This is a genomic window from Aquimarina rubra, from assembly GCF_042684305.1.
GTDB classification, from domain to species: Bacteria; Bacteroidota; Bacteroidia; order Flavobacteriales; family Flavobacteriaceae; genus Aquimarina; species Aquimarina rubra.
Window position 1 is genome coordinate 36,200 of sequence record NZ_JBHULE010000027.1, and the last position, 20,651, is coordinate 56,850.

21 protein-coding genes are annotated in these 20,651 nt (G+C 34.3%); 15 read left to right on the top strand and 6 right to left on the bottom strand.

Going from position 1 to position 20,651, the window contains the following annotated elements:
• Positions 1-26 precede the first annotated feature (26 nt).
• Positions 27-539 (top strand): CPBP family glutamic-type intramembrane protease, encoded by a 513-nt coding sequence (locus tag ACFSR1_RS19315; RefSeq protein ID WP_378294693.1) that lies wholly within the window; start codon positions 27-29, stop codon positions 537-539.
• 1 nt (position 540) lies between these two features.
• On the opposite strand, the gene ACFSR1_RS19320 is transcribed toward ACFSR1_RS19315, so the two are convergent.
• Positions 541-1,008: a nuclear transport factor 2 family protein gene (locus ACFSR1_RS19320; RefSeq protein WP_378294694.1), complete on the bottom strand. Its 468-nt coding sequence runs from the start codon at positions 1,006-1,008 to the stop codon at positions 541-543.
• A 156-nt stretch (positions 1,009-1,164) separates the two neighbouring features.
• Here ACFSR1_RS19320 and panB point away from each other — a divergent pair, with 156 nt between their 5' ends.
• Positions 1,165-1,983 (top strand): 3-methyl-2-oxobutanoate hydroxymethyltransferase, encoded by an 819-nt coding sequence (panB, locus tag ACFSR1_RS19325; RefSeq protein ID WP_378294695.1) that lies wholly within the window; start codon positions 1,165-1,167, stop codon positions 1,981-1,983.
• Between the two features lie 119 nt (positions 1,984-2,102).
• On the top strand, positions 2,103-2,804 hold the full coding sequence (locus tag ACFSR1_RS19330) for an RluA family pseudouridine synthase (protein WP_378294696.1): 702 nt from the start codon (positions 2,103-2,105) through the stop codon (positions 2,802-2,804).
• A 15-nt stretch (positions 2,805-2,819) separates the two neighbouring features.
• Here ACFSR1_RS19330 and ACFSR1_RS19335 read toward each other — a convergent pair whose 3' ends face one another.
• Together ACFSR1_RS19335 and ACFSR1_RS19340 are read right to left on the bottom strand one after the other, a co-directional pair.
• Positions 2,820-3,680: a DMT family transporter gene (locus tag ACFSR1_RS19335; protein ID WP_378294697.1), complete on the bottom strand. Its 861-nt coding sequence runs from the start codon at positions 3,678-3,680 to the stop codon at positions 2,820-2,822.
• A 12-nt stretch (positions 3,681-3,692) separates the two neighbouring features.
• Positions 3,693-5,237 carry a hypothetical protein gene (locus ACFSR1_RS19340; RefSeq protein ID WP_378294698.1) on the bottom strand — a complete coding sequence of 515 codons (1,545 nt, stop codon included), beginning with the start codon at positions 5,235-5,237 and terminating at the stop codon, positions 3,693-3,695.
• Between the two features lie 207 nt (positions 5,238-5,444).
• On the opposite strand from ACFSR1_RS19340, the gene ACFSR1_RS19345 reads away from it, so the two are divergent.
• The 5 genes from ACFSR1_RS19345 to ACFSR1_RS19365 all read left to right on the top strand — a co-directional run bounded on the left by ACFSR1_RS19345 (position 5,445) and on the right by ACFSR1_RS19365 (position 10,405).
• Positions 5,445-6,614, top strand: coding sequence for a 2-isopropylmalate synthase (locus ACFSR1_RS19345; RefSeq protein WP_378294699.1), 1,170 nt, complete (start codon positions 5,445-5,447; stop codon positions 6,612-6,614).
• Between the two features lie 56 nt (positions 6,615-6,670).
• Positions 6,671-8,053: a 3-isopropylmalate dehydratase large subunit gene (leuC, locus tag ACFSR1_RS19350; protein ID WP_378294700.1), complete on the top strand. Its 1,383-nt coding sequence runs from the start codon at positions 6,671-6,673 to the stop codon at positions 8,051-8,053.
• 4 nt (positions 8,054-8,057) lie between these two features.
• Positions 8,058-8,645, top strand: coding sequence for a 3-isopropylmalate dehydratase small subunit (gene leuD, locus ACFSR1_RS19355; protein ID WP_378294701.1), 588 nt, complete (start codon positions 8,058-8,060; stop codon positions 8,643-8,645).
• 150 nt (positions 8,646-8,795) lie between these two features.
• Positions 8,796-9,911: a 3-isopropylmalate dehydrogenase gene (gene leuB, locus ACFSR1_RS19360; protein ID WP_378294702.1), complete on the top strand. Its 1,116-nt coding sequence runs from the start codon at positions 8,796-8,798 to the stop codon at positions 9,909-9,911.
• Positions 9,912-9,982: 71 nt separating this feature from the next.
• Positions 9,983-10,405, top strand: coding sequence for a DUF4174 domain-containing protein (locus tag ACFSR1_RS19365; protein ID WP_378294703.1), 423 nt, complete (start codon positions 9,983-9,985; stop codon positions 10,403-10,405).
• A gap of 1 nt (position 10,406) precedes the next feature.
• On the opposite strand, the gene ACFSR1_RS19370 is transcribed toward ACFSR1_RS19365, so the two are convergent.
• Together ACFSR1_RS19370 and ACFSR1_RS19375 are read right to left on the bottom strand one after the other, a co-directional pair.
• Positions 10,407-11,357: a phosphoribosylaminoimidazolesuccinocarboxamide synthase gene (locus ACFSR1_RS19370; protein WP_378294704.1), complete on the bottom strand. Its 951-nt coding sequence runs from the start codon at positions 11,355-11,357 to the stop codon at positions 10,407-10,409.
• 98 nt (positions 11,358-11,455) lie between these two features.
• Positions 11,456-12,412, bottom strand: coding sequence for a PhoH family protein (locus ACFSR1_RS19375; RefSeq protein ID WP_378294705.1), 957 nt, complete (start codon positions 12,410-12,412; stop codon positions 11,456-11,458).
• Between the two features lie 281 nt (positions 12,413-12,693).
• On the opposite strand from ACFSR1_RS19375, the gene ACFSR1_RS19380 reads away from it, so the two are divergent.
• From ACFSR1_RS19380 to gldG, 3 genes are all read left to right on the top strand, one after another.
• On the top strand, positions 12,694-13,524 hold the full coding sequence (locus ACFSR1_RS19380; RefSeq protein WP_378294706.1) for an SAM hydrolase/SAM-dependent halogenase family protein: 831 nt from the start codon (positions 12,694-12,696) through the stop codon (positions 13,522-13,524).
• Positions 13,525-13,666: 142 nt separating this feature from the next.
• On the top strand, positions 13,667-13,951 hold the full coding sequence (locus ACFSR1_RS19385; protein WP_378294707.1) for a putative quinol monooxygenase: 285 nt from the start codon (positions 13,667-13,669) through the stop codon (positions 13,949-13,951).
• Between the two features lie 254 nt (positions 13,952-14,205).
• Positions 14,206-16,605, top strand: coding sequence for a gliding motility-associated ABC transporter substrate-binding protein GldG (gldG, locus tag ACFSR1_RS19390; RefSeq protein WP_378294708.1), 2,400 nt, complete (start codon positions 14,206-14,208; stop codon positions 16,603-16,605).
• 75 nt (positions 16,606-16,680) lie between these two features.
• Here gldG and ACFSR1_RS19395 read toward each other — a convergent pair whose 3' ends face one another.
• Positions 16,681-16,893, bottom strand: coding sequence for a hypothetical protein (locus ACFSR1_RS19395; RefSeq protein WP_378294709.1), 213 nt, complete (start codon positions 16,891-16,893; stop codon positions 16,681-16,683).
• A gap of 278 nt (positions 16,894-17,171) precedes the next feature.
• Here ACFSR1_RS19395 and ACFSR1_RS19400 point away from each other — a divergent pair, with 278 nt between their 5' ends.
• The 4 genes from ACFSR1_RS19400 (at position 17,172) to ACFSR1_RS19415 (ending at position 20,608) form a co-directional block, all read left to right on the top strand.
• A complete protein-coding gene (locus tag ACFSR1_RS19400; RefSeq protein WP_378294710.1) occupies positions 17,172-17,756 on the top strand; it encodes a DUF1572 domain-containing protein in 585 nt (194 codons plus the stop codon).
• A gap of 170 nt (positions 17,757-17,926) precedes the next feature.
• On the top strand, positions 17,927-19,045 hold the full coding sequence (gene dnaN / locus ACFSR1_RS19405; RefSeq protein WP_378294711.1) for a DNA polymerase III subunit beta: 1,119 nt from the start codon (positions 17,927-17,929) through the stop codon (positions 19,043-19,045).
• Positions 19,046-19,187: 142 nt separating this feature from the next.
• Complete coding sequence (locus tag ACFSR1_RS19410; RefSeq protein WP_378294712.1) at positions 19,188-19,757, top strand: Crp/Fnr family transcriptional regulator; 570 nt, start codon at positions 19,188-19,190, stop codon at positions 19,755-19,757.
• Positions 19,758-19,927: 170 nt separating this feature from the next.
• The gene (locus ACFSR1_RS19415) at positions 19,928-20,608 is read left to right on the top strand and encodes a type 1 glutamine amidotransferase domain-containing protein (RefSeq protein ID WP_378294713.1); all 681 of its coding nucleotides are present in this window, start codon (positions 19,928-19,930) and stop codon (positions 20,606-20,608) included.
• The last annotated feature ends 43 nt before the right edge of the window (positions 20,609-20,651 follow it).

A 20,651-nucleotide genomic window follows, 5' to 3' on the forward strand; every position in this document is an offset into this window, starting at 1 on the left:
ATTCTCAAGAAAGTATTTTCGAAATATTGAAAAAAGATAAGCTGAAAGCCTTTCTAGCTATGATTGTTTTTGCCCCAATTATAGAAGAATTAATGTTCAGAACGCTGCTAAAACCCAAAACAAAAGATCTTTTATTGTTTTTAAGTTCCTGGACTCTTTTCATTTTAGGGGTATTTATTACATCAGAATTGGTGTGGTACTATCGTTATTTGATCCTTATCCTTGCTATTTTCCTACTATACTTTAGCTACAGCAAAGTAATACCAAAACAGTATCTCGAAAAGATTAAGACATATCTAAATAGGTACCAAGTAATCACACTTCAGATAACATCCGTAACATTTGGTTTTCTTCATATCTTTAATTACGTGGATTCTTTCAGAATAGATAGTATTTTATTCCTTCTTATCGTTCCCAGAATTATTGCAGGGCATATTTTTGGAAAAATAAAAATAGAAAACAATCATATTATATGGCCAATCCTACTTCATGCCATGAATAATGGAGTTGTTTTTTTAATCATTAGCAGTAGATTATAAATTACTTACAGCCTTCTTTTTTTCGAGTATCTGCAATCGCCATAATTTTCCAGGTAGTTCCATCATTAAATAATTGAAAGACGTTAATACCACAATGACTAAATTGCTCATTGACATAAAACTCATAAGGAGTCCAAACCTGTGCTATACTCTCATCTGCATCCACCTTAAAACCCAATAACTTCTCAAGCCATTTCTGATCTTTTGGTCTATTATGAATTACCTCCATAAATTTTTCAATATCCGTTTTAACGGTTTTGATTTTACCTTCCTTTGTTTTAGCAACGGTATGCATAACAATGTTTTCATCTATAGTTTTTCTAATCTGAGCAGTATCTCCTTTATGAAAACCGTCAAAAAAGTCTAAAACTGCTTGTTTTGCATTTTTTTGGTTCACATCCATTTCTTTCTGAGAAAAAACAGGATTACCGGCAATGATTAAAAAAAATAATATTCGGAATCTGTACATAACATTTAAACTTTAACAGACCTAAAATTAAGATTTTAATTGTTTTATCAAATGTTTAAGGATTACTTCTTTTCAATAAAATAAAATCTAAAATAATATACTCTTGTTACGATTATACTAATTGATTACTTTTACCTCACTAAATTAACTTATAAAATGTCTACAGCAAAAAAGGATTACAAGCGCGTTACGGTAAAATCTCTAGTTGAGATGAAAGCCAACAAAGAAAAAATATCAATGCTTACCGCATATGACTATACCATGGCAAAAATCGTAGATGGTGCTGGGGTTGATGTCATTCTAGTAGGTGATTCTGCCTCTAATGTAATGGCTGGTCACGAAACTACTTTACCCATCACCTTGGATCAGATGATATATCATGCATCTTCTGTGATCAGAGCAATTGATAGAGCTTTAATTGTTGTAGATTTACCCTTTGGTAGTTACCAAAGTGATCCTAAAGAAGCTTTGCGTTCTGCGATCAGAATAATGAAAGAATCTGGTGGACACGCGGTAAAACTTGAAGGAGGAAAAGAAGTTAAAGAATCTATCAAAAGAATTTTAAACGCCGGAATTCCTGTAATGGGGCATTTAGGATTAACTCCTCAATCTATCTACAAATTTGGAACCTATACGGTACGTGCAAAAGAAGAAGCAGAAGCTAAACAACTGAAGGAAGATGCTTTGATGCTTGAGAGAGCGGGATGTTTTGCTATCGTGTTAGAAAAAGTACCTGCTAAACTAGCGAAAGAAGTTGCAGAAAGCCTTACCATACCAATCATCGGAATTGGAGCTGGAAATGGTGTTGACGGACAAGTATTGGTTACTCACGACATGCTTGGAATGACACATGAATTTAACCCGCGTTTTTTAAGACGTTATCTGGATTTATATACTGAAATGACGAATGCATTCCAGCAGTATGTCGCTGATGTAAAATCTGTAGATTTCCCTAATGATAATGAACAGTATTAGTTGTTAGTTGTTAGTTGTTAGTTGTTAGTTGTTAGTTGTTAGTTGTTAGTTGTTAGTTGTTAGTTGTTAGTTGTTAGTTGTTAGTTGTTAGTTGAAAATAGTTTTTATTGCTTAAAACATTGTCTCAAAAAATAATTTCAAATAAATCCAATCTTCAGGTTCTTTATGAAGATAATCATTTGATTATCGTTAATAAAAGAGCTGGGGATATTGTACAAGGAGATAAAACCGGAGACAAGCCTCTCAGCGAGATAGTAAAAGAGTACATCGCAGAAAAATATAATAAACCGGGTGCTGTTTATCTGGGTGTTGTACATCGATTAGATCGGCCCACGAGCGGGATTGTGGTTTTTGCAAGGACAAGTAAAGCATTACCAAGACTCAATAAACTATTCGCCAATAAAGAAGCCAAAAAAACGTACTGGGCTGTTGTAAAAAAAACTCCGCCAAAAGAAAGTGATACACTCATACATTGGTTAAAACGGAATCCAAAACAAAACAAATCGTACGCTCATACAAACGAAGTGGTAGATAGCAAAAAAGCTATTTTGGATTATACAATTATAAAAAGGCTCAATAACTATTGTGTTTTAGAAATTGATCTTCATACCGGCAGACATCATCAGATAAGATCACAATTATCATATATCGGATGTGAGATTAAGGGAGATTTAAAATATGGTGCTGATAGGAGCAATAAAGATGGAAGCATTCACTTACATGCAAGAAAATTAACATTCATACATCCTGTAAAAAAAGAACCTTTAACAATCATAGCTCCTCCTCCATCAGACCCCATTTGGGATGATACTTTACAGTAGCTTCAAACACTCTAATTACTTATACGATCTTACACTTTCTATGACTACTGAAGTAAGAATTAAAGTTCCACCAATAATTGTCGTTAAAATCGGTATTTCTCCTAAAAAAATCATACCAATAATAATTCCGTAAACCGGTTGTATACTGCTTATAATACTTGCAGTAGTTGTAGAAAATCGTTTTAAACTAAATAAAAATAATGTATGTCCAATTGCTGTCGTGAGAATTGCCAATACCAAGGTCCAAGGCCATTGGGTAATAATACCTGAGCTATCCATTACAAAAAGTGTTGGTAATAACATTACACTAATAATGACAAGTTGATACCACATCAACATAGAGCCATGATAATTGCTCACTTTGGTTTTCATAATCAGATTTCTAAGCGCATAGCATAACGCAGAAACAACTCCCAAACCAACAGCTTTAGCATATGAGTTCTCTAAACTAAAATCAGGTACCAAAAAATAGATTCCAAATAGTACCAAAGCACCTAAAACCAAATGCATTTTCTGAAATTTAGTTTTCAAGAGAATCGGTTCTAAAAAAGAAGTGATCACCGGATATGTAAATAATGACAACATCCCTATTGCTACATTAGACATCTTCAAAGCATAGAAATAGGTAATCCAATGCAATCCCATAAGTACACCACCAACTATAATGGTAAAACGATCGGCCGAAGCAACTCCGAAGGATATTTTTTTCCATTTACAAAACAAGAACAATACAATTCCTGCTAAAATCGCTCTAAAAGCTATAGTTACAGGTACTGGCATATCAATATATCTGCCTAATGCTCCAGAAGTACTTATGAAAAGCATAGCAAGATTTAGTTCTAGAATATGACGTAAGTGCTGGGTATTTTTTGACATTCAATTAAGTGGTTATCGAACCAGTTTTTTAGATTTTTCTTTAATAATATCAGCAACTGGCCTGCCTTCAATATTACTTTCCAACCAAGATAAAATATCTAGATAAAGGAATGCCCTTTTTTCATATGGATGGTTCTCGTATTGTTTTAAGGTTTTATGAAGCTTTCTAAATTCATCCTTAATCTGATGTGGAAAAATATCTCCAAGATTTTTAAGAAATTTGATCATTTCTTTTTGAACCTCGTGCAAATCATCCATTTTGATTAAAAATCGATAGGTCTCCTTCAATTGAGTTTCGAGATGATAATCCATTCCGGCTTCATAATGAGCTACCAAACTCAACACTCTGGCAAAACACATTAAATCTTCCCTCATTTTTAGGGATTTATTATTGATAATTTTACTGAGGTATTCTATACATTTTCGGTGGTTAGCCATTCCAAAATACAAACAACCAATCTTATAGTAAAGCACCATAATATGATGATCATCTATGCGGTTTTTGTATTCTTTAATTCCCGCTAAAATTTCATCTACTAAATACGCTCCCTCATCAAAGGTTCCTTCTAAAAAATGAACATTTAATCTATTGTTATATATAAACTGAAAGGATAGCACTTCTATATTATCATCAATCGGAAAATCATCTGATTTGATTGTTTTTTCGAATTTACTTAACGTTAATTTCAACTTAGTTTTATCCTGAATAAGGTAAAGCGACTCTAACAGATAATGATTTCCTCTTAAAAAAAACACAGGATTAAGAATGATCATTTTAGGGTTCTCATAAAATAGGTCTACCCACTTTTTAGAATACTTATAACAAGATAAAAAATCCTGCACCATAAAACTGTACCACAAGTGTGCCTTGTATAACCATAGTTTTTCTCTAAAGCCAAGGATATTCCAATCATACTTAGGTAATTTACTTTCAAAATAATTAGTAATTACCGTATGTTCCTTATCATTTCTTACATACCCACTTTTTATCATTAAGCCATACAATTGTAACGAAAGGTTTGACAACCTACTAGTTAGCACATTTTTCATGCTCAACATTTTTGCCTCAATTGTCAATTCATCAGCACGGCTATTGATACTTCTGGTTATGTATTGAGTTTCAATTACCTTTTCTAATTCTACAATTTCATAGGCAATATTATTCTCCTCATTCTCTTTTGCTACTGTTTTTGCTTTATCCAAAATCTTAAGACTTTGTTTATAAAGCCCTTTATGATATAATATTGTGGCAAAATCCAATTGTTCACGTATTTGTGACCTGACATTTTGATGCAAAGGACTCAACCGTAGACTGATCAATATTTGTTTATAAAGATGTGCTTTAAGATTAGAAAGTTGTTGTTTTTTTACAATTCCTTTAGACACAATTAACTCTTCATCCAGCGATTCACTTTTATCCAGATGGTTAAACAGTGCTAAGAATTTTGAATCAGCATTTACCCCTAACCTTCCAACATACACTTTAAATTGTCGTTTTTCGGACTTAGAGAGTGACTTCACTAAAACAAACAAAGGATCTTTTTGATCATTAGTCATTGTAAGAAAATATATTGCAATTAATTGATTAAAAGAAAGTTACACCAATAACAAAACATTTCAACATTGTAAAATGTGTAGCTAAATCCCTTCTTTTTGAATAACCAAAATATAAATTCGTAAGAGAATACTAAAACATCTTTAGATAATATTTTAAAAAGATATCATTTAGAGAGATTATCAAAATTAATAATTCACATAATTCCTATGAGCGATAATAAAGTCCAAATTTTTGACACCACGCTAAGAGACGGAGAACAGGTCCCTGGCTGTAAGCTAAATACCCAACAGAAATTAGTGATTGCAGAGCGACTGGACCTCCTGGGAGTTGATGTCATTGAAGCCGGATTTCCGGTATCGAGTCCGGGAGATTTTACTTCAGTGAACGAAATTGCAAAAATCGTTAAGAATGCAACAGTTTGTGGATTAACCAGAGCTGTAGAAAATGACATCAAAGTTGCTGCAGAAGCACTTAAACACGCAGTAAAACCGCGAATACATACAGGAATCGGAACATCAGAATCTCATATAAAATACAAGTTTAACTCCACACAAGACAAAGTGATCGAACGTGGAATTGCTGCTGTAAAATATGCTAAATCTTTTGTAGAAGATGTAGAGTTCTATGCCGAAGATGCAGGACGTACAGACAATGAATTTTTGGCACGTGTTTGCGAAGCTATGATAAAAGCCGGAGCTACGGTTCTTAATATCCCCGATACGACAGGGTATTGTTTACCAGAAGAATACGGTGCTAAAATAAAATACCTTAAAGAAAATGTAAAAGGTATTGATAATGTCGTTATCTCTTGCCATTGTCATAATGATTTAGGATTAGCAACAGCAAATTCTATTGTTGGAGCTATTAATGGTGCACGACAGATTGAATGTACTATCAATGGAATAGGAGAACGTGCAGGAAATACTGCTTTAGAAGAAGTGGTGATGATTATGAAACAACACCCTTATTTGAACCTGAATACTGACATCAACTCAAAATTATTATACGACACGAGTCTAATGGTGTCAGAAAGTATGGGAATGATGGTACAACCAAATAAGGCGATTGTTGGTGCAAATGCTTTTGCACATAGTTCAGGAATACACCAAGACGGTGTCATCAAAAACCGAGAAACTTACGAAATTATAGATCCGGTAGAAGTTGGAGTTACTGAATCAGCAATTGTACTAACCGCAAGAAGCGGTAGAGCAGCGCTTGCATATAGAGCGAAAAAAATTGGGTACGAATTAACTAAACTTCAGCTGGATGAAGTATACAAAGAGTTTTTGACCTATGCCGATAGAAAGAAAGAAGTAGTTGATGAGGATATCCATCAGATTATGAAAACTGTTCAGGTTGAAGCAGCAGTTGCCTAACAGCTAATTTTATTTCCTGATTTTAGACAATAGGATACCAGAAAAATTAGAAACGTATGAAGAAGACATTATTTGATAAAGTTTGGGATGCCCATGTCGTCAAAGAAATTGAGAACGGTCCTCAAATACTTTATATTGATCAACACTTAATCCACGAGGTAACAAGTCCACAAGCATTTAATGAACTTGAACACCGTGGAATTCCTATTTTTAGACCGAATCAAGTAGTAGCTACAGCGGATCATAATACTCCAACTATTGACCAGCATTTACCGGTGAAAGATCCATTATCCAGAAATCAATTAGCGCAGCTCACCAAGAATTGTGAGAAAAATGATATTACTCTTTATGGATTAGGTCATAAATATAATGGTATTGTACATGTAATGGCTCCAGAATTAGGGATTACCCAACCGGGAATGACCATGGTTTGTGGAGATAGCCACACCTCTACTCACGGTGCGTTTGGTTCTATCGCTTTTGGTATAGGAACCAGCCAGGTAGCTCAGGTTTTTGCTAGTCAGTGTTTGTTGCTCCAGAAACCTAAAAGTCTAAGGGTTAATGTAAACGGAAAATTAAAACCAGGTGTTTTAGCAAAAGATGTGATTCTTTATGTAATTGCAAAATTAGGAACCAACGCCGGTACTGGATATTTCTGTGAATATGCGGGTAATGTATTTGAAGAAATGTCTATGGAGGGTCGGATGACTGTATGCAATATGAGTATCGAAATGGGAGCTCGTGGTGGTATGATCGCTCCTGATGAAACTACTTTCGAGTATGTAAAAGGAAAGGAGTTTGCTCCAAAAGGAGAAGCGTTTGAGCAAAAAGTAACCTATTGGAAAACGCTGCCAACAGATAAAGGCGCTGTTTTTGATAAAGAATATCATTTTGATGCTTCAGATATCGAACCTATGATTACCTATGGGACCAATCCGGGAATGGGAATCAAAGTCACTTCAACCATACCAACAGAAAGTAACGCTTCTTTTGAAAAATCATTAGCCTATATGAATTTTGAGAAAGGACAATCCTTAATAGATCATAAGATTAATTATGTCTTTATAGGCAGTTGTACCAATAGTAGAATTGAAGATTTTAGAGTAGCCGCAAGTTATATAAAGGGAAAGAAAAAAGCAGCTAATGTAACGGCGTGGTTTGTTCCTGGATCACAACAGGTAGCCTCACAAATAGTTGATGAAGGACTCAACGAAATTTTTGAAGAGGCTGGGTTTAAACTAAGGCAACCGGGATGTTCTGCATGTTTGGCTATGAATGACGATAAAATACCAGAAGGAGAATATTGTGTTTCTACGTCCAATAGAAATTTTGAAGGCCGCCAGGGACAAGGTGCAAGAACCATTCTTGCGAGTCCATTAGTAGCTGCAGCAACAGCTATTGAAGGTAAAATTGTTGATATCACTAAACATTTGAATTAGAACTATGGATAAGTTTATAAAGTTAACATCCTCTGCAGTACCATTAGCCATAGAAAATGTAGATACAGATCAAATCATTCCGGCTCGTTTTCTAAAAGCTACCACTCGTGAAGGTTTTGGAGAAAACCTGTTTAGAGATTGGCGTTTTGAAAAGGACGGAAGTATCAATGATGATTTTACTTTAAATAATTCGGATTACTCCGGAAGTATTTTGGTCGCTGGTGATAATTTTGGTTGTGGTTCTAGTAGAGAGCATGCAGCTTGGGCACTACACGATTATGGATTCAAAGTAGTGGTTTCCAGTTTTTTTGCAGATATCTTTAAGGGAAATTCATTGAATAATGGATTATTACCTGTTCAAGTGTCTCCCGAATATCTTCAGGAGTTATTTCTTGAAATAGAAAAAGACCCTAAAGTTCAGATAGAAGTAGACCTGGAAGCCCAAAAAATCACAATTCAGTCAACAGGATCTGAAGCTGATTTTGAAATCAACAGTTATAAAAAAACCTGTTTGATGAATGGATATGACGACATTGATTTTCTTATTAGTAACAAATCCGAAATTGAAGCCTTCGAAAAGACAAGAGTTTAAATAAAAGTGTTAGGGCGAGCTTCCTCCTAAGGCGGACTAGTGTCGAAGCCTGAATAAAAAGATAGTAGTAAAATACTTTGACGTAAGTCCGCCTTAGGAGGAAACTCAGTGTCAAAATAAAAAATAATAATCCTAAATAGATACTTATCTATGAAACTAGAAATTGCTGTATTATCAGGAGACGGAATCGGTCCCGAAGTTACTTCGCAAGCTATTAAAGCACTAGAAGCTATTATGCATCGCTTTGATCATACGTTCACTTTTAAGGACGCACTAGTAGGTGCTATCGCTATCGATAAAACAGGTAATCCATTACCGGATGAAACGCTACATCTTTGTGCTAGCACGGATGCTGTACTTTTTGGAGCGATTGGAGATCCTAAATATGATAATAATCCTAGTGCACCGGTACGCCCAGAACAAGGGCTATTACGTCTGCGTAAGGAATTAGGACTATATGCCAACATACGACCGGTAAAGGCCTATGACACCTTATTGGATAAGTCTCCTCTAAAAAGAGAAATCATTGAAGGAACGGATATTTCTATTTATAGAGAACTTACCGGCGGTATTTATTTTGGAAAGAAACATTTAAATGAAGAAGGAACCATAGCTTCAGATTTATGTGAATACTCTAAAGAAGAAATAGAGCGCATTTCTCATTTAGCTTTTAAAGCTGCTCAAAAACGACGTAAAAAGCTAACATTAGTAGATAAAGCAAATGTTTTAGAATCTTCACGTCTATGGAGAAAAGTAGTAACAGAAATCGCTAAGGAATATAGTGATGTAACCGTAGATTTCTTGTTTGTGGATAACGCAGCTATGCAGATGATTTTGAATCCTAGTCAATTTGATGTGATTCTGACAGAAAATATGTTTGGAGATATCATTTCTGACGAAGCCAGTGTCATAGGTGGTTCGATCGGTTTATTAGCATCGGCATCTATTGGTGATACTTGCTGTATGTTTGAACCCATTCACGGATCGTATCCACAAGCAACCGGAAAAGGGATCGCCAATCCAATTGCAGCCATCCTTTCTGCGGCAATGCTGTTAGAACATTTTGACCTAATGGAGGAAGCCCGCGCTATCAAAGATGGTGTAGAAAAAGCATTAGAACTAAACCTTACTACTCCTGATCTTAATACTATCAACCCTTTGACTACCGAAAAAGTAGGAGATTTTATTTATGATTACATCCTTAATCCAGAAGATTCAAACATGAATTTCGAAAATATACATGTAGGGCAATCTACGATTATATAGTATTAGTTATATATTTTTATGGAGAAGCAATCAGGTTATATAGTCTGGTTGCTTTTTTGTACCTTAAATAAATGAAAACTTTACTATTCCTGCTAACCATATTACCTTTTTTATCTTTCTCGCAGAATATAAATAAACATCAATGGAAAGATCGATTATTATTGGTTATCTCGGATTCTTATCAAAACTCTAAATTTATTAAACAACTTCAAGAATTCGAGAAGCACAAAGAGCTGTTAAAAGAAAGAAAACTCATCATATATCAGATAACACCTTCATCGTATCGTGAAGGATTAGGAAAAAATGAAAGTACCAAAAGCAACAGCTTCTACAAAAAGCACAATTCTTCTAAAAAAGATTTCAAAATCATCCTCATAGGATTAGACGGAGGAATTAAAATGGAATCTTTTGATTTTGTTTCAGCCAATAAGATATTTAATCAAATTGATCAAATGCCAATGCGCATACAAGAATTGAAAACCAAAAACAAATAGTTTACGCTGTTTTCAGATACTCCAACACATTTGCTTCTATCCTACTCTGAATATCAGAAACATCGGCTTTCTCAAAAGTAGTACCTGTAATATTTTCAAATAGTTCGATATAACGATCTGATACAGAATTGATATACTCATTAGTCATATCAGGGATTTGTTGTCCTTCTTTCCCCTGAAAACCGTTACTAATTAACCACTGTCTTACAAACTCTTTGGATAATTGCTTTTGTGCTTCACATTTTTGCTGTCTTTCTTCGTAGCCTTCTGCATAGAAATAACGAGAAGAATCCGGTGTATGAATTTCATCAATTAGAACGATTTTTCCATCCTTTGTTTTTCCGAATTCGTATTTAGTATCCACCAGAATCAACCCACGATCAGCAGCAATTTCAGTACCCCTTTGGAACAACTTTCTCGTATAATCTTCTAGCACTAAATAATCCTCTTCAGAAACAATTCCTTTAGCTAAAATTTCTTCTCTGGAGATATCCTCATCGTGTTCTCCATTATCCGCTTTGGTAGATGGAGTGATAATCGGCTCTGGAAATTTATCATTTTCCTTCATTCCATCAGGCATTGGTACTCCACACAACATTCTTTTACCTGCTTTATACTCTCTGGCAGCATGACCTGATTGATATCCTCTGATCACCATCTCTACTTTAAATGGCTCACAAAGATGTCCTACGGCAACATTAGGATCAGGAGTAGCGATTAACCAATTAGGGACCAAATCCTCAGTGGCTTTCATCATTTGTGTAGCAATCTGATTGAGGATCTGCCCTTTAAATGGGATCCCTTTTGGCATTACTACATCAAATGCGGATAAACGATCTGTAGCGATCATGACAAGTAATTCGTCATTAATATTATATACTTCTCTTACTTTTCCTTTATAGACTGATTTCTGCCCAGGAAAATTATAATCGGTGTCAACTATGGTACTCATTTTTTTTAAAGTTGCAAAGTATCTAAGAATCTAAGTCGTAAAGAGAAAAGTATATCCTATTTAAACTTAATTCTATTATTCTTAATTCTTAATTAAAACTAATCGTTCCTATTTTCTATTTCCTTATAAGCAGCGATCACCTTTTTTACCAGTTTATGACGGATCACATCTTTATCATCCAAATGAATAATACCGATTCCAGGAACACCCTTCAACACTAATAAAGCTTCTTTTAGACCAGAAATCACTCTTCTTGGTAAATCAATCTGTCCCGGATCCCCGGTAATCATAAATTTTGCATTTTTACCCATCCGAGTTAGGAACATTTTCATTTGAGCGTGCGTAGTATTTTGTGCTTCATCAAGGATCACAAAAGCATTATCAAGTGTACGACCACGCATAAATGCCATAGGTGCAATCTGTATCACTCCTTTTTCTATGAAACTTTCTAATTTTTCAGCAGGAATCATATCCCGTAATGCATCATATAATGGTTGCATATAAGGATCCAATTTCTCTTTTAAATCTCCCGGCAAAAAACCAAGGTTCTCTCCTGCTTCTACTGCAGGACGTGTTAGGATGATTCTTCTTACTTGCTTTTCTTTTAAAGCTTTTACTGCTAGAGCAACTCCTGTATAAGTTTTACCGGTACCTGCAGGTCCGATAGCAAAAACCATATCATTTTTATGCGTCAATTCTACCAGTTTACGCTGATTAGCCGTCTGGGCCTTAATCAATCTACCTCCTACTCCGTGAACCAGCGTTTCGCCACTAATAGCAGATGTTTCATAATCAGCTTTGCTATCACTGGTAAGTATGCGTTCTATGACGTTCTCATCCAGTTTATTGTATTTTCCAAAATGTTCCAAAAGCATATTAAGACGCGCATCGAATTCCTCGAGCATATCCTCGTCTCCGTATATCTTCATTTTGCTACCTCTGGCAACAATCTTCAACTTTGGAAAATATTTTTTTAATAATTGAATATTACTATTCTGAAGTCCGAAAAACTCCCGTGGATTGATTTCTGTCAGTTCAATAATAAGTTCGTTCAAAAGCTATAGAAATTTTAGTATGATTTGTTTTTTGGATTGACTAAGTTTGTTCTCCCAATAGCTATCGGGATTGTTTGAAGTTTTTGCCGGGGAATCAAAAATGAAAAACGTATTATAAGTTGATTTTTTTTTAAGATCATAAAAGATATTAGTGGTCTAAAATGATAAACTCATATGTTTTTATTACAAATTCCTTCATTCAAAAAAACTTTGAATAACTTCATAGCAAATTTACATATTTTTAAGCGCTTATAATTAAAAGATATTAACAATTCTTATAGATGCCAATAATAACTTTAACTACTGATTTCGGAATCAAAGATCACTTTGTGTCTGCGGTTAAAGGTGCTATCTATACCGAACTACCGGATGCGACCATTGTTGATATTTCTCACGAAATCTCACCATTTCATATTACAGAAGCAGCATATATTATTCAGAATGCCTATAAGAGTTTCCCAAAAGGAAGTATTCATATCATAGGTATCGACAGTGAATTAAATCCAGAAAATAAACACATCGCTGTAAAACTGGACGATCACTATTTCATTTGCGCTAATAATGGATTAATCTCATTAATTGCATCAGAATTTAGACCAGAGAAAATTGTAGAAATTAACATCCACGATGCCATTGGCACCAATTTCCCTGTTCTCGACGTCTTTGTAGCGGTTGCCTGCCATATTGCTCGCGGAGGAACATTAGAAGTTGTAGGTAAATCAATTTCTGATATCAAACTAATAAAAGGGATAACTCCTATCGTAAACGTTGGCGACAAACAAATTGTGGGTAGTATCATTTATATAGATAACTACGGAAACTTGATAACCAATATCAATCGTAAACTTTTTGAAGATGTGGGAAAAGGGCGCAAATTTAAAATTACTGCAAGAAGTGCTGTTTTTGATACCATTTATGAACGGTACAGTGATGCTATCAATTTTGATATTGAAAAGACGAAGCGTGAAGAAGATGGAAAAAAACTTGCGATTTTTAACTCATCCGGATATTTGGAACTTGCCATTTATAAGAGTAACCCGAAAACAGTAGGTGGTGCTTCTAGTTTATTTGGATTATATTTTCGGGATACGGTAAGTATTACTTTTGAATGAATTATTCAGATTGTTCGACGGTTAGATAGTTAGATTTGTTGCATTCGCGGATGAGTAGATATTTAGAAACGAAAATTACTCAAATACTCAAAAGCTAACAGACTTAATAGAATTTGTAGCTTTGAAAATTTAAAAAACTAAAATGATTATACGAATTGTAAAAATGGGGTTCATTCCAGAGGAAATTGATGCTTTTTTGGAGAATTTCCATCAGAATAAAGAGAAAATTCGAAATTTTGAAGGATGCTCGCATTTAAAATTAATACGAGATATTCATCAAACCAACCAATTTTTCACGTATAGTCATTGGGAATCTGAGGAACACCTCAATAACTATCGAAACTCTTCGTTATTCAAAGGTGTTTGGAAGAATACTAAAAATAAATTTAACCAAAAACCAGAAGCTTGGAGTGTAGAAGAAGTTTAGAGAATATACTATGATTAACTAAATATGAGTTAAACTAAACATAAAAAGCGTCAATTCGAGTGTCCACCTTTGGAGGGTATCGAGAATAGCTTTTTAAAACACAAAATCCTATTCTCGATACACTTCTCCTTTTAGTCGAAGTACTCGAATTGACGGATTTCAATGAAAAGGTATTTTACAATGTAATATTTTATAAAAGTAAATTCTTATTTTCACTACCAAAATAACTAGTAAACAAACGACAATAAACGAATATGCTTGCAGTCATAAGAAAAGAAATCAATACATTTTTCGCCTCCTCTGTAGGATATCTGGTAATAGGTATATTTTTGATTTTAAACGGGCTCTTTTTATGGGTATTCAAAGGTCAATTTAACATTTTAGACAGTGGTTTTTCGGATCTTTCTCCTTTTTTCTTAATTGCACCTTGGATCTTGTTATTTTTGATTCCGGCTGTAACCATGCGCAGTATCTCTGAAGAGAAGAAACAAGGAACCTTAGAACTTTTGTTGACCAAACCAATCAAGCTTTGGCAGTTAGTTCTCGGAAAGTATTTAGGAAGCCTTTTTCTTATTATCATAGCTTTAGTTCCCAGCTTGTTGTATATACTTACCGTATATCAGCTAGGTAATCCAACAGGAAATCTTGATGTCGGAAGTACAGTTGGATCTTATATCGCCCTTTTGCTGCTCAGCGGCTCCTATACGGCTATTGGTACTTTTTCCTCATCGATTACCAATAATCAGATCGTAGCTTTTCTCATCGGCTTGTTTCTTTGCTTTATGTTTTATTTTGGATTTAGCGGATTGGCAAATTACCAATTCCTTGGTGATGCGGATTATATGATAGAACAAATAGGAATTCAGTTGCATTATGAACGTATTAGCCAGGGAATTATTGATACCAGAGATATTATCTATTTCGTAAGTATTATTGCACTGTTTGTATTTTTAACAACCATCGTTCTTAAAAAGTATTCCAAAAAAAATATCCTGAAATTTGCTTCGTTCGCTGCTATTGCTGTCATATTGGTTAATCTTGGAGGTAGTAATTTTTATAATCGTTTTGACCTAACCGCCGATCATCGTTTTACTCTTTCTAAAGCAACCAAAAACTTACTAAAAGAAGCAGAAGTTCCTATCTCTATTGATGTGCTTCTAGAAGGAAATTTTCCTTCAGAATTTAGAAGATTACAAGGTGAAACAAAACAGATCCTCGAGGAGTTCAATGCTATCAACCCAAGTATACAATACGTTTTTACCAATCCAATTGAAGAAGAAGAATTTAGAAAAGAAACATTAGAAGAACTTCAAAGACTTGGACTCACTCCCATGGAAGTGAGTGTGCGAGAAAGTGGTAAAACCGAAATAGAAACCGTAGTCCCTTGGGCAATTATGAATTACCAAAACCGCAGTATTAAAGTCGCTTTGGTAAAGAATACGATTGGAGCGACTACAGAAGAAAGAGTTAATAATTCGATCCAGCAATTAGAATACGTTTTTGCGGATGCTTTAAAAAAATTAATCCACCCTAAAAAACATAAAATTGCTGTCTTAAAAGGTAATGGACAGCTACCTGATGTCAAAATAGCAGATTTTATTAAAACGTTACAAGAATACTATTTTGTAGGAGCTTTTACATTGGATTCTGTAGCTACCAACCCCGAAAAAACGTTGCAAGATCTTCAAAAATTTGACCTTGTTATCAATGCAAAACCAACGGAGCCTTTTTCTGAAAAAGAAAAATATGTGTTGGATCAATTTGTAATGAGTGGCGGTAAATCACTTTGGTTGTTAGAATCGGTTGCAATGGAAATTGATAGTTTATTTACACCCCAATCAAAAGGGTCTGCCATTGCATTTATGCAAGATCTTAGATTAGGAGATGCTTTATTTTCTTACGGAGTTCGCATTAACCCCGTATTAGTTAATGATCTATACTCTGCCCCTTTGATGTTAGCATCAGGACAAGGAAATGATACTCAATTTACACCACATCCGTGGTTTTATGCCTCGTTGACAAAGAGTACCAGCGATCATCCGATTGTTAAAAACATCGAATCCGTAAAATTTGAATTCTCCAATCAGATTGACACCTTAAAAAACAATCTTTCTAAAACTATTTTATTATCAAGTTCTGAAAGATCCAAACTAGAAGGAATTCCAATAGAAATCAGACTTGATAATATCATTGGACAAAAACCTGATATAAAATCATATACTGATGGGCATCATAATCTGGCAGTTTTACTAGAAGGAAAATTTAAATCCGCCTATAAAGATCGCGTAAAACCTTTGAAACTTGATACTCCGCAAGACATAAGCAAAGCAACCAAAATGGTCGTTATCGCAGATGGAGATGTTATAAAGAATGGCATTCGAAAAGGAAGACCTATTGCATTAGGATATGATCCTTACTTAAATCTACAATACGGAAACAAAGAGTTCCTTCTTAATACGGTAAATTATTTACTAGACGATTCTGGTTTAATGGAAGCAAGAGGTAAAGAAATCAATATTGCGTTTCTTGATATTGAAAAAGTCACAGAAAATCGAACTTTCTGGCAAGTCCTCAATATCATTATTCCATTATTAATTCTTGGATTGTTTGGCGTTGCATTCTCATTTATTAGAAAGAGGAAATATCAAAAATAGTTTTAAAACTTTTTATATTGACCAGAAAACCCTAATTCAAGAGCTTTCTGATCAATACATTTAATTTTTCATTAATTAAATACAACACTGTCCATTTTGTACAGTACCGAAACAAACTGCTCCGCTAGGACTAGGCACTGCACAAGCATTGCTCCCACTATCAGCTATATAAAACCGATAGCAACCTCTGACACAGTCAGACAAACTAGGCATACCGCCTTTGATTTCTTTTTGAGAAGACTTTGATAATTTTTGAATCCCAGGAATTGAATTAATCATTTTTTTCATAATAGAAGGTTTTAAGAATTAAAATTAATTTATGCCAATCAGGCAATTATTAACATAAATATTCCCTTTAAAATTACAACCATAATTTCATTAAAAAGTTACAATTCTGTTATTTAACTATATGATAATATAAATTAACTTCATCTTTTCACACAACACAGAAGTAATCTAATAACCATTTTTGAGATGTCGTGTTTTGTAATTAAATGATTTGTAATTCCTCCTAAAGATTTAGAATACTTCAGAAATTTCTTATATTAAAAAGGTAAATCAAAACAATGAATGCAACAACATATCTAGAAGGAGTCAAAAAACAATTCCATTATTATAAATCTTTGGGTGAAAAAACAATGGATCAGCTTTCTGACGAAAGCTTGTTTTGGCAGTATAACGAAGAAAGTAATAGTATCGCTACGATTGTAAAACATCTTTGGGGAAATATGAAATCGCGTTGGACAAATTTTTTAACTTCAGATGGAGAAAAAGAATGGCGCGCTCGTGATGCAGAATTCGAAAATGATATTCAAACCAAAGAAGAATTACTGACTAAATGGAACGAAGGATGGCAATGCCTTTTTGAAGCCTTAGACAGCATTAACGACACTAATTTTGACCAACCTATCTATATCCGAAATATCGAACACAGTATTACCGAAGCGATCAATCGACAATTAGCTCATTACCCGTATCATATTGGCCAAATCGTATTTCTGGGAAAAATGATCTGCGATCAGGATTGGGAATCATTATCCATTGCCAGAGGAAAATCAAAGGCTTATAATGAAAAACGTTTTGCACAGCCAAAACACAAAGCGCATTATACCGATAAGCTAATGAAAGATAAAGACGCTACTAACTCCTGATTTATTATACTAAAAAATTATAATTAATTATGATAGTCAATAACTCCTAGCTGTTTGTTAATAACTAACGTTTTTGGCATATCGAAATCCTTGTAGATTACAATTATATTTGCGAAAGCTATTAAATGATAGCTACTGTAAAACAGTACTAATCTCAAAAAAATAAACGGGTGAAATTCATAGTATCCAGTTCATATTTATTAAAGCAACTACAGGTATTAGGTGGTGTTATTAATAACAGCAATACATTACCTATTCTAGATAACTTTTTATTCGAATTAGATAATAACTCATTGACGGTTTCGGCTTCGGATCTGGAAACTACGATGTCTGCAAAACTAGAAGTAGAATCTTCTGATGAAGGAATGATTGCTGTTCCTGCAAAGTTGTTATTAGAAACTTTAAAAACATTTCCTGAGCAGCCACTAACGTTTGTAGCAGGAGATAACAATACGATAGAAATAAGTTCTAACCACGGTAAGTACGCATTGGCATATGCAGATGGAGAAGAATTTCCTAAAGCAGTAGAACTAGAAGATCCTAGTTCAACAACCTTACTAGGTGACATTCTGGCTACTGCCATCAGCAAAACGATTTTTGCTACAGGTAACGATGATCTTAGACCTGTTATGAGCGGTGTGTTTTTTCAGTTCTCTACAGAAAGTTTAACCTTTGTAGCTACTGATGCGCATAAACTAGTAAAGTATTCTCGTGAAGATGTACAAGCATCGCAAGCTGCAGAATTTATTATGCCTAAAAAACCACTTAATCTTCTTAAAGGAATATTAGCAGGTAGTGATACAGAAGTGTTGATCGAGTATAATGAGTCTAACGCTAAATTTACCTTTGATGAGACCCAGCTTATCTGTAGATTAATTGATGGTAAATATCCTAATTATGAAGCTGTAATACCTAAAGAGAATCCAAATAAATTAACTATTGCTCGCACACAGTTCCTGAACTCGGTTCGTAGGGTTTCCATATTCTCTAATAAAACAACCCATCAAATCAGATTAAAAATCGCTGGTGCAGAATTGAACATCTCTGCAGAAGATATTGATTATTCTAATAAAGCAGAAGAACGTCTTACTTGCGATTATCAAGGTGACGATATGCAAATAGGGTTTAACTCTCGTTTCTTAAGTGAGATGCTAAACAATCTTAATGCCGATGATGTACAACTAGAAATGTCTCTGCCTAATCGAGCAGGAATCCTTACTCCTACCGATGGATTAGATGAAGGAGAAAGCGTAACCATGCTGGTTATGCCGGTAATGCTCAATAACTAGTAGATCATCTACATAACGATACAAAAAGAGTCTGATTATTATTTATAATCAGACTCTTTTATTTTTAGGCATAGATAAAATAAAGCTTATTCTTTTTTAATATTTTTACCCTAATGCAAACCGCATTTAGAATTTATATCATATGCATCTCCAAGAAATTTTTAAAGGTTTAACACTAAGTGAAGCACATAAAAACATTCTTAGTGAAAAACTTAAAAAAACGACAATATCCAAAGGAGAAACTCTATTACACCCTAATGACAGGGCTCTTCATCAATTCTATGTAGAAAGCGGATGTCTACGCTCTTTTTTTACAGACAAATCTGCAAAGGAACACACTATACAATTTGCAATCAAAGATTGGTGGATTAGTGATTATACGGCCTTTTTTAAAAAAGAAAAAGCGATTCTTCAGATTGAATGTATTCAGGATGCTACACTGCTAAGGCTTTCCAGAGATGATATGAATGAAATTTTTGATAAAGTTCCGGGAGTAGAGCGTTATTTTAGAATAAAAACTGAATCCTATATTGGTTCATTCCAAAAAAGAATCATAGGTGACCTATCAAAAACAGCTAAAGAACAATACATTGATTTTGTAAATACATATCCAAACATCGAACAATTAGTCAAGAACTACCATATTGCGTCTTATCTTGGAATCACTTCTGAAAGTTTAAGTAGAGTTCGTAAAGAAATTGCCAGAAATTAATTTCTTTTCTTACCATACATCATTTTTTTGTGTTTTAAGTTGCTTTAATTTTGATCCCGTAAAAACATTGAATAAGGATAAACTGCAGTATTATTAATAAAATATAATTACAGCAATTATACTGTTTGCTTCATATCTAAAGTAACGATAACATATAAAAAACAGATACCATGAAAAAAGTATTATTTGTATTAACAAGTCATAGTGATTTAGGAAATACCGGAGAAAAGACAGGATTTTGGATTGAGGAATTTGCTTCGCCTTATTATTTTTTGAAAGATAACGGTGTGGAGATCACTATTGCTTCTCCAAAAGGAGGACAACCACCAATCGATCCAAAAAGTGAATTACCTGATTTTCAAACACCCGCAACCAAAAGGTTTAATGAGGATCAAGAAACACAAGTTATTCTTGCTAATACCACCAAACTAGCGACTATAAACCCCGATGATTATGATGCCATCTTTTATCCCGGAGGTCACGGTCCATTATGGGATTTAGCAGAAAACAAGGTCTCTATTGCATTGATTGAATCATTTTATAATCAAAATAAACCTGTAGGAGCAGTATGCCACGCACCGGCAATTTTTAAAAACACTAAAGGAACAGACGGAGAACCTTTAGTAAAAGACAAAAAAGTAACCGGATTTTCTAATACAGAAGAAGAAGCTGTTCAGTTAACAGATGTAGTTCCCTTTCTTGTAGAAGATATGTTAATAGCTAACGGAGGTGTATATTCTAAAAGAGCTGATTGGAGTCCATACGCTATAGAAGATGGGCTACTAATTACCGGGCAAAATCCTGCTTCATCAGAGCTTGTTGCCGAGAAATTATTGGAGCGACTGAAGTAATCGATTCATAGAGTTATAAAAACAAATAGAAAAGCGTAATTCA

Bases quoted from the DNA above. Each gene is read 5' to 3' on its own strand.
- ACFSR1_RS19415 (WP_378294713.1), top strand. From the start codon at position 19,928: ATGAAAAAAGTATTATTTGTATTAACAAGTCATAGTGATTTAGGAAAT.
- ACFSR1_RS19380 (WP_378294706.1), top strand. From the start codon at position 12,694: ATGCCAATAATAACTTTAACTACTGATTTCGGAATCAAAGATCACTTT.
- ACFSR1_RS19370 (WP_378294704.1), bottom strand. From the start codon at position 11,357: ATGAGTACCATAGTTGACACCGATTATAATTTTCCTGGGCAGAAATCA.
- ACFSR1_RS19395 (WP_378294709.1), bottom strand. From the start codon at position 16,893: ATGAAAAAAATGATTAATTCAATTCCTGGGATTCAAAAATTATCAAAG.
- ACFSR1_RS19345 (WP_378294699.1), top strand. From the start codon at position 5,445: ATGAGCGATAATAAAGTCCAAATTTTTGACACCACGCTAAGAGACGGA.
- ACFSR1_RS19335 (WP_378294697.1), bottom strand. From the start codon at position 3,680: ATGTCAAAAAATACCCAGCACTTACGTCATATTCTAGAACTAAATCTT.
- ACFSR1_RS19400 (WP_378294710.1), top strand. From the start codon at position 17,172: ATGAATGCAACAACATATCTAGAAGGAGTCAAAAAACAATTCCATTAT.
- leuD (WP_378294701.1), top strand. From the start codon at position 8,058: ATGGATAAGTTTATAAAGTTAACATCCTCTGCAGTACCATTAGCCATA.
- ACFSR1_RS19340 (WP_378294698.1), bottom strand. From the start codon at position 5,237: ATGACTAATGATCAAAAAGATCCTTTGTTTGTTTTAGTGAAGTCACTC.
- ACFSR1_RS19385 (WP_378294707.1), top strand. From the start codon at position 13,667: ATGATTATACGAATTGTAAAAATGGGGTTCATTCCAGAGGAAATTGAT.
- gldG (WP_378294708.1), top strand. From the start codon at position 14,206: ATGCTTGCAGTCATAAGAAAAGAAATCAATACATTTTTCGCCTCCTCT.
- leuB (WP_378294702.1), top strand. From the start codon at position 8,796: ATGAAACTAGAAATTGCTGTATTATCAGGAGACGGAATCGGTCCCGAA.
- leuC (WP_378294700.1), top strand. From the start codon at position 6,671: ATGAAGAAGACATTATTTGATAAAGTTTGGGATGCCCATGTCGTCAAA.
- ACFSR1_RS19365 (WP_378294703.1), top strand. From the start codon at position 9,983: ATGAAAACTTTACTATTCCTGCTAACCATATTACCTTTTTTATCTTTC.
- panB (WP_378294695.1), top strand. From the start codon at position 1,165: ATGTCTACAGCAAAAAAGGATTACAAGCGCGTTACGGTAAAATCTCTA.
- ACFSR1_RS19410 (WP_378294712.1), top strand. From the start codon at position 19,188: ATGCATCTCCAAGAAATTTTTAAAGGTTTAACACTAAGTGAAGCACAT.
- ACFSR1_RS19320 (WP_378294694.1), bottom strand. From the start codon at position 1,008: ATGTACAGATTCCGAATATTATTTTTTTTAATCATTGCCGGTAATCCT.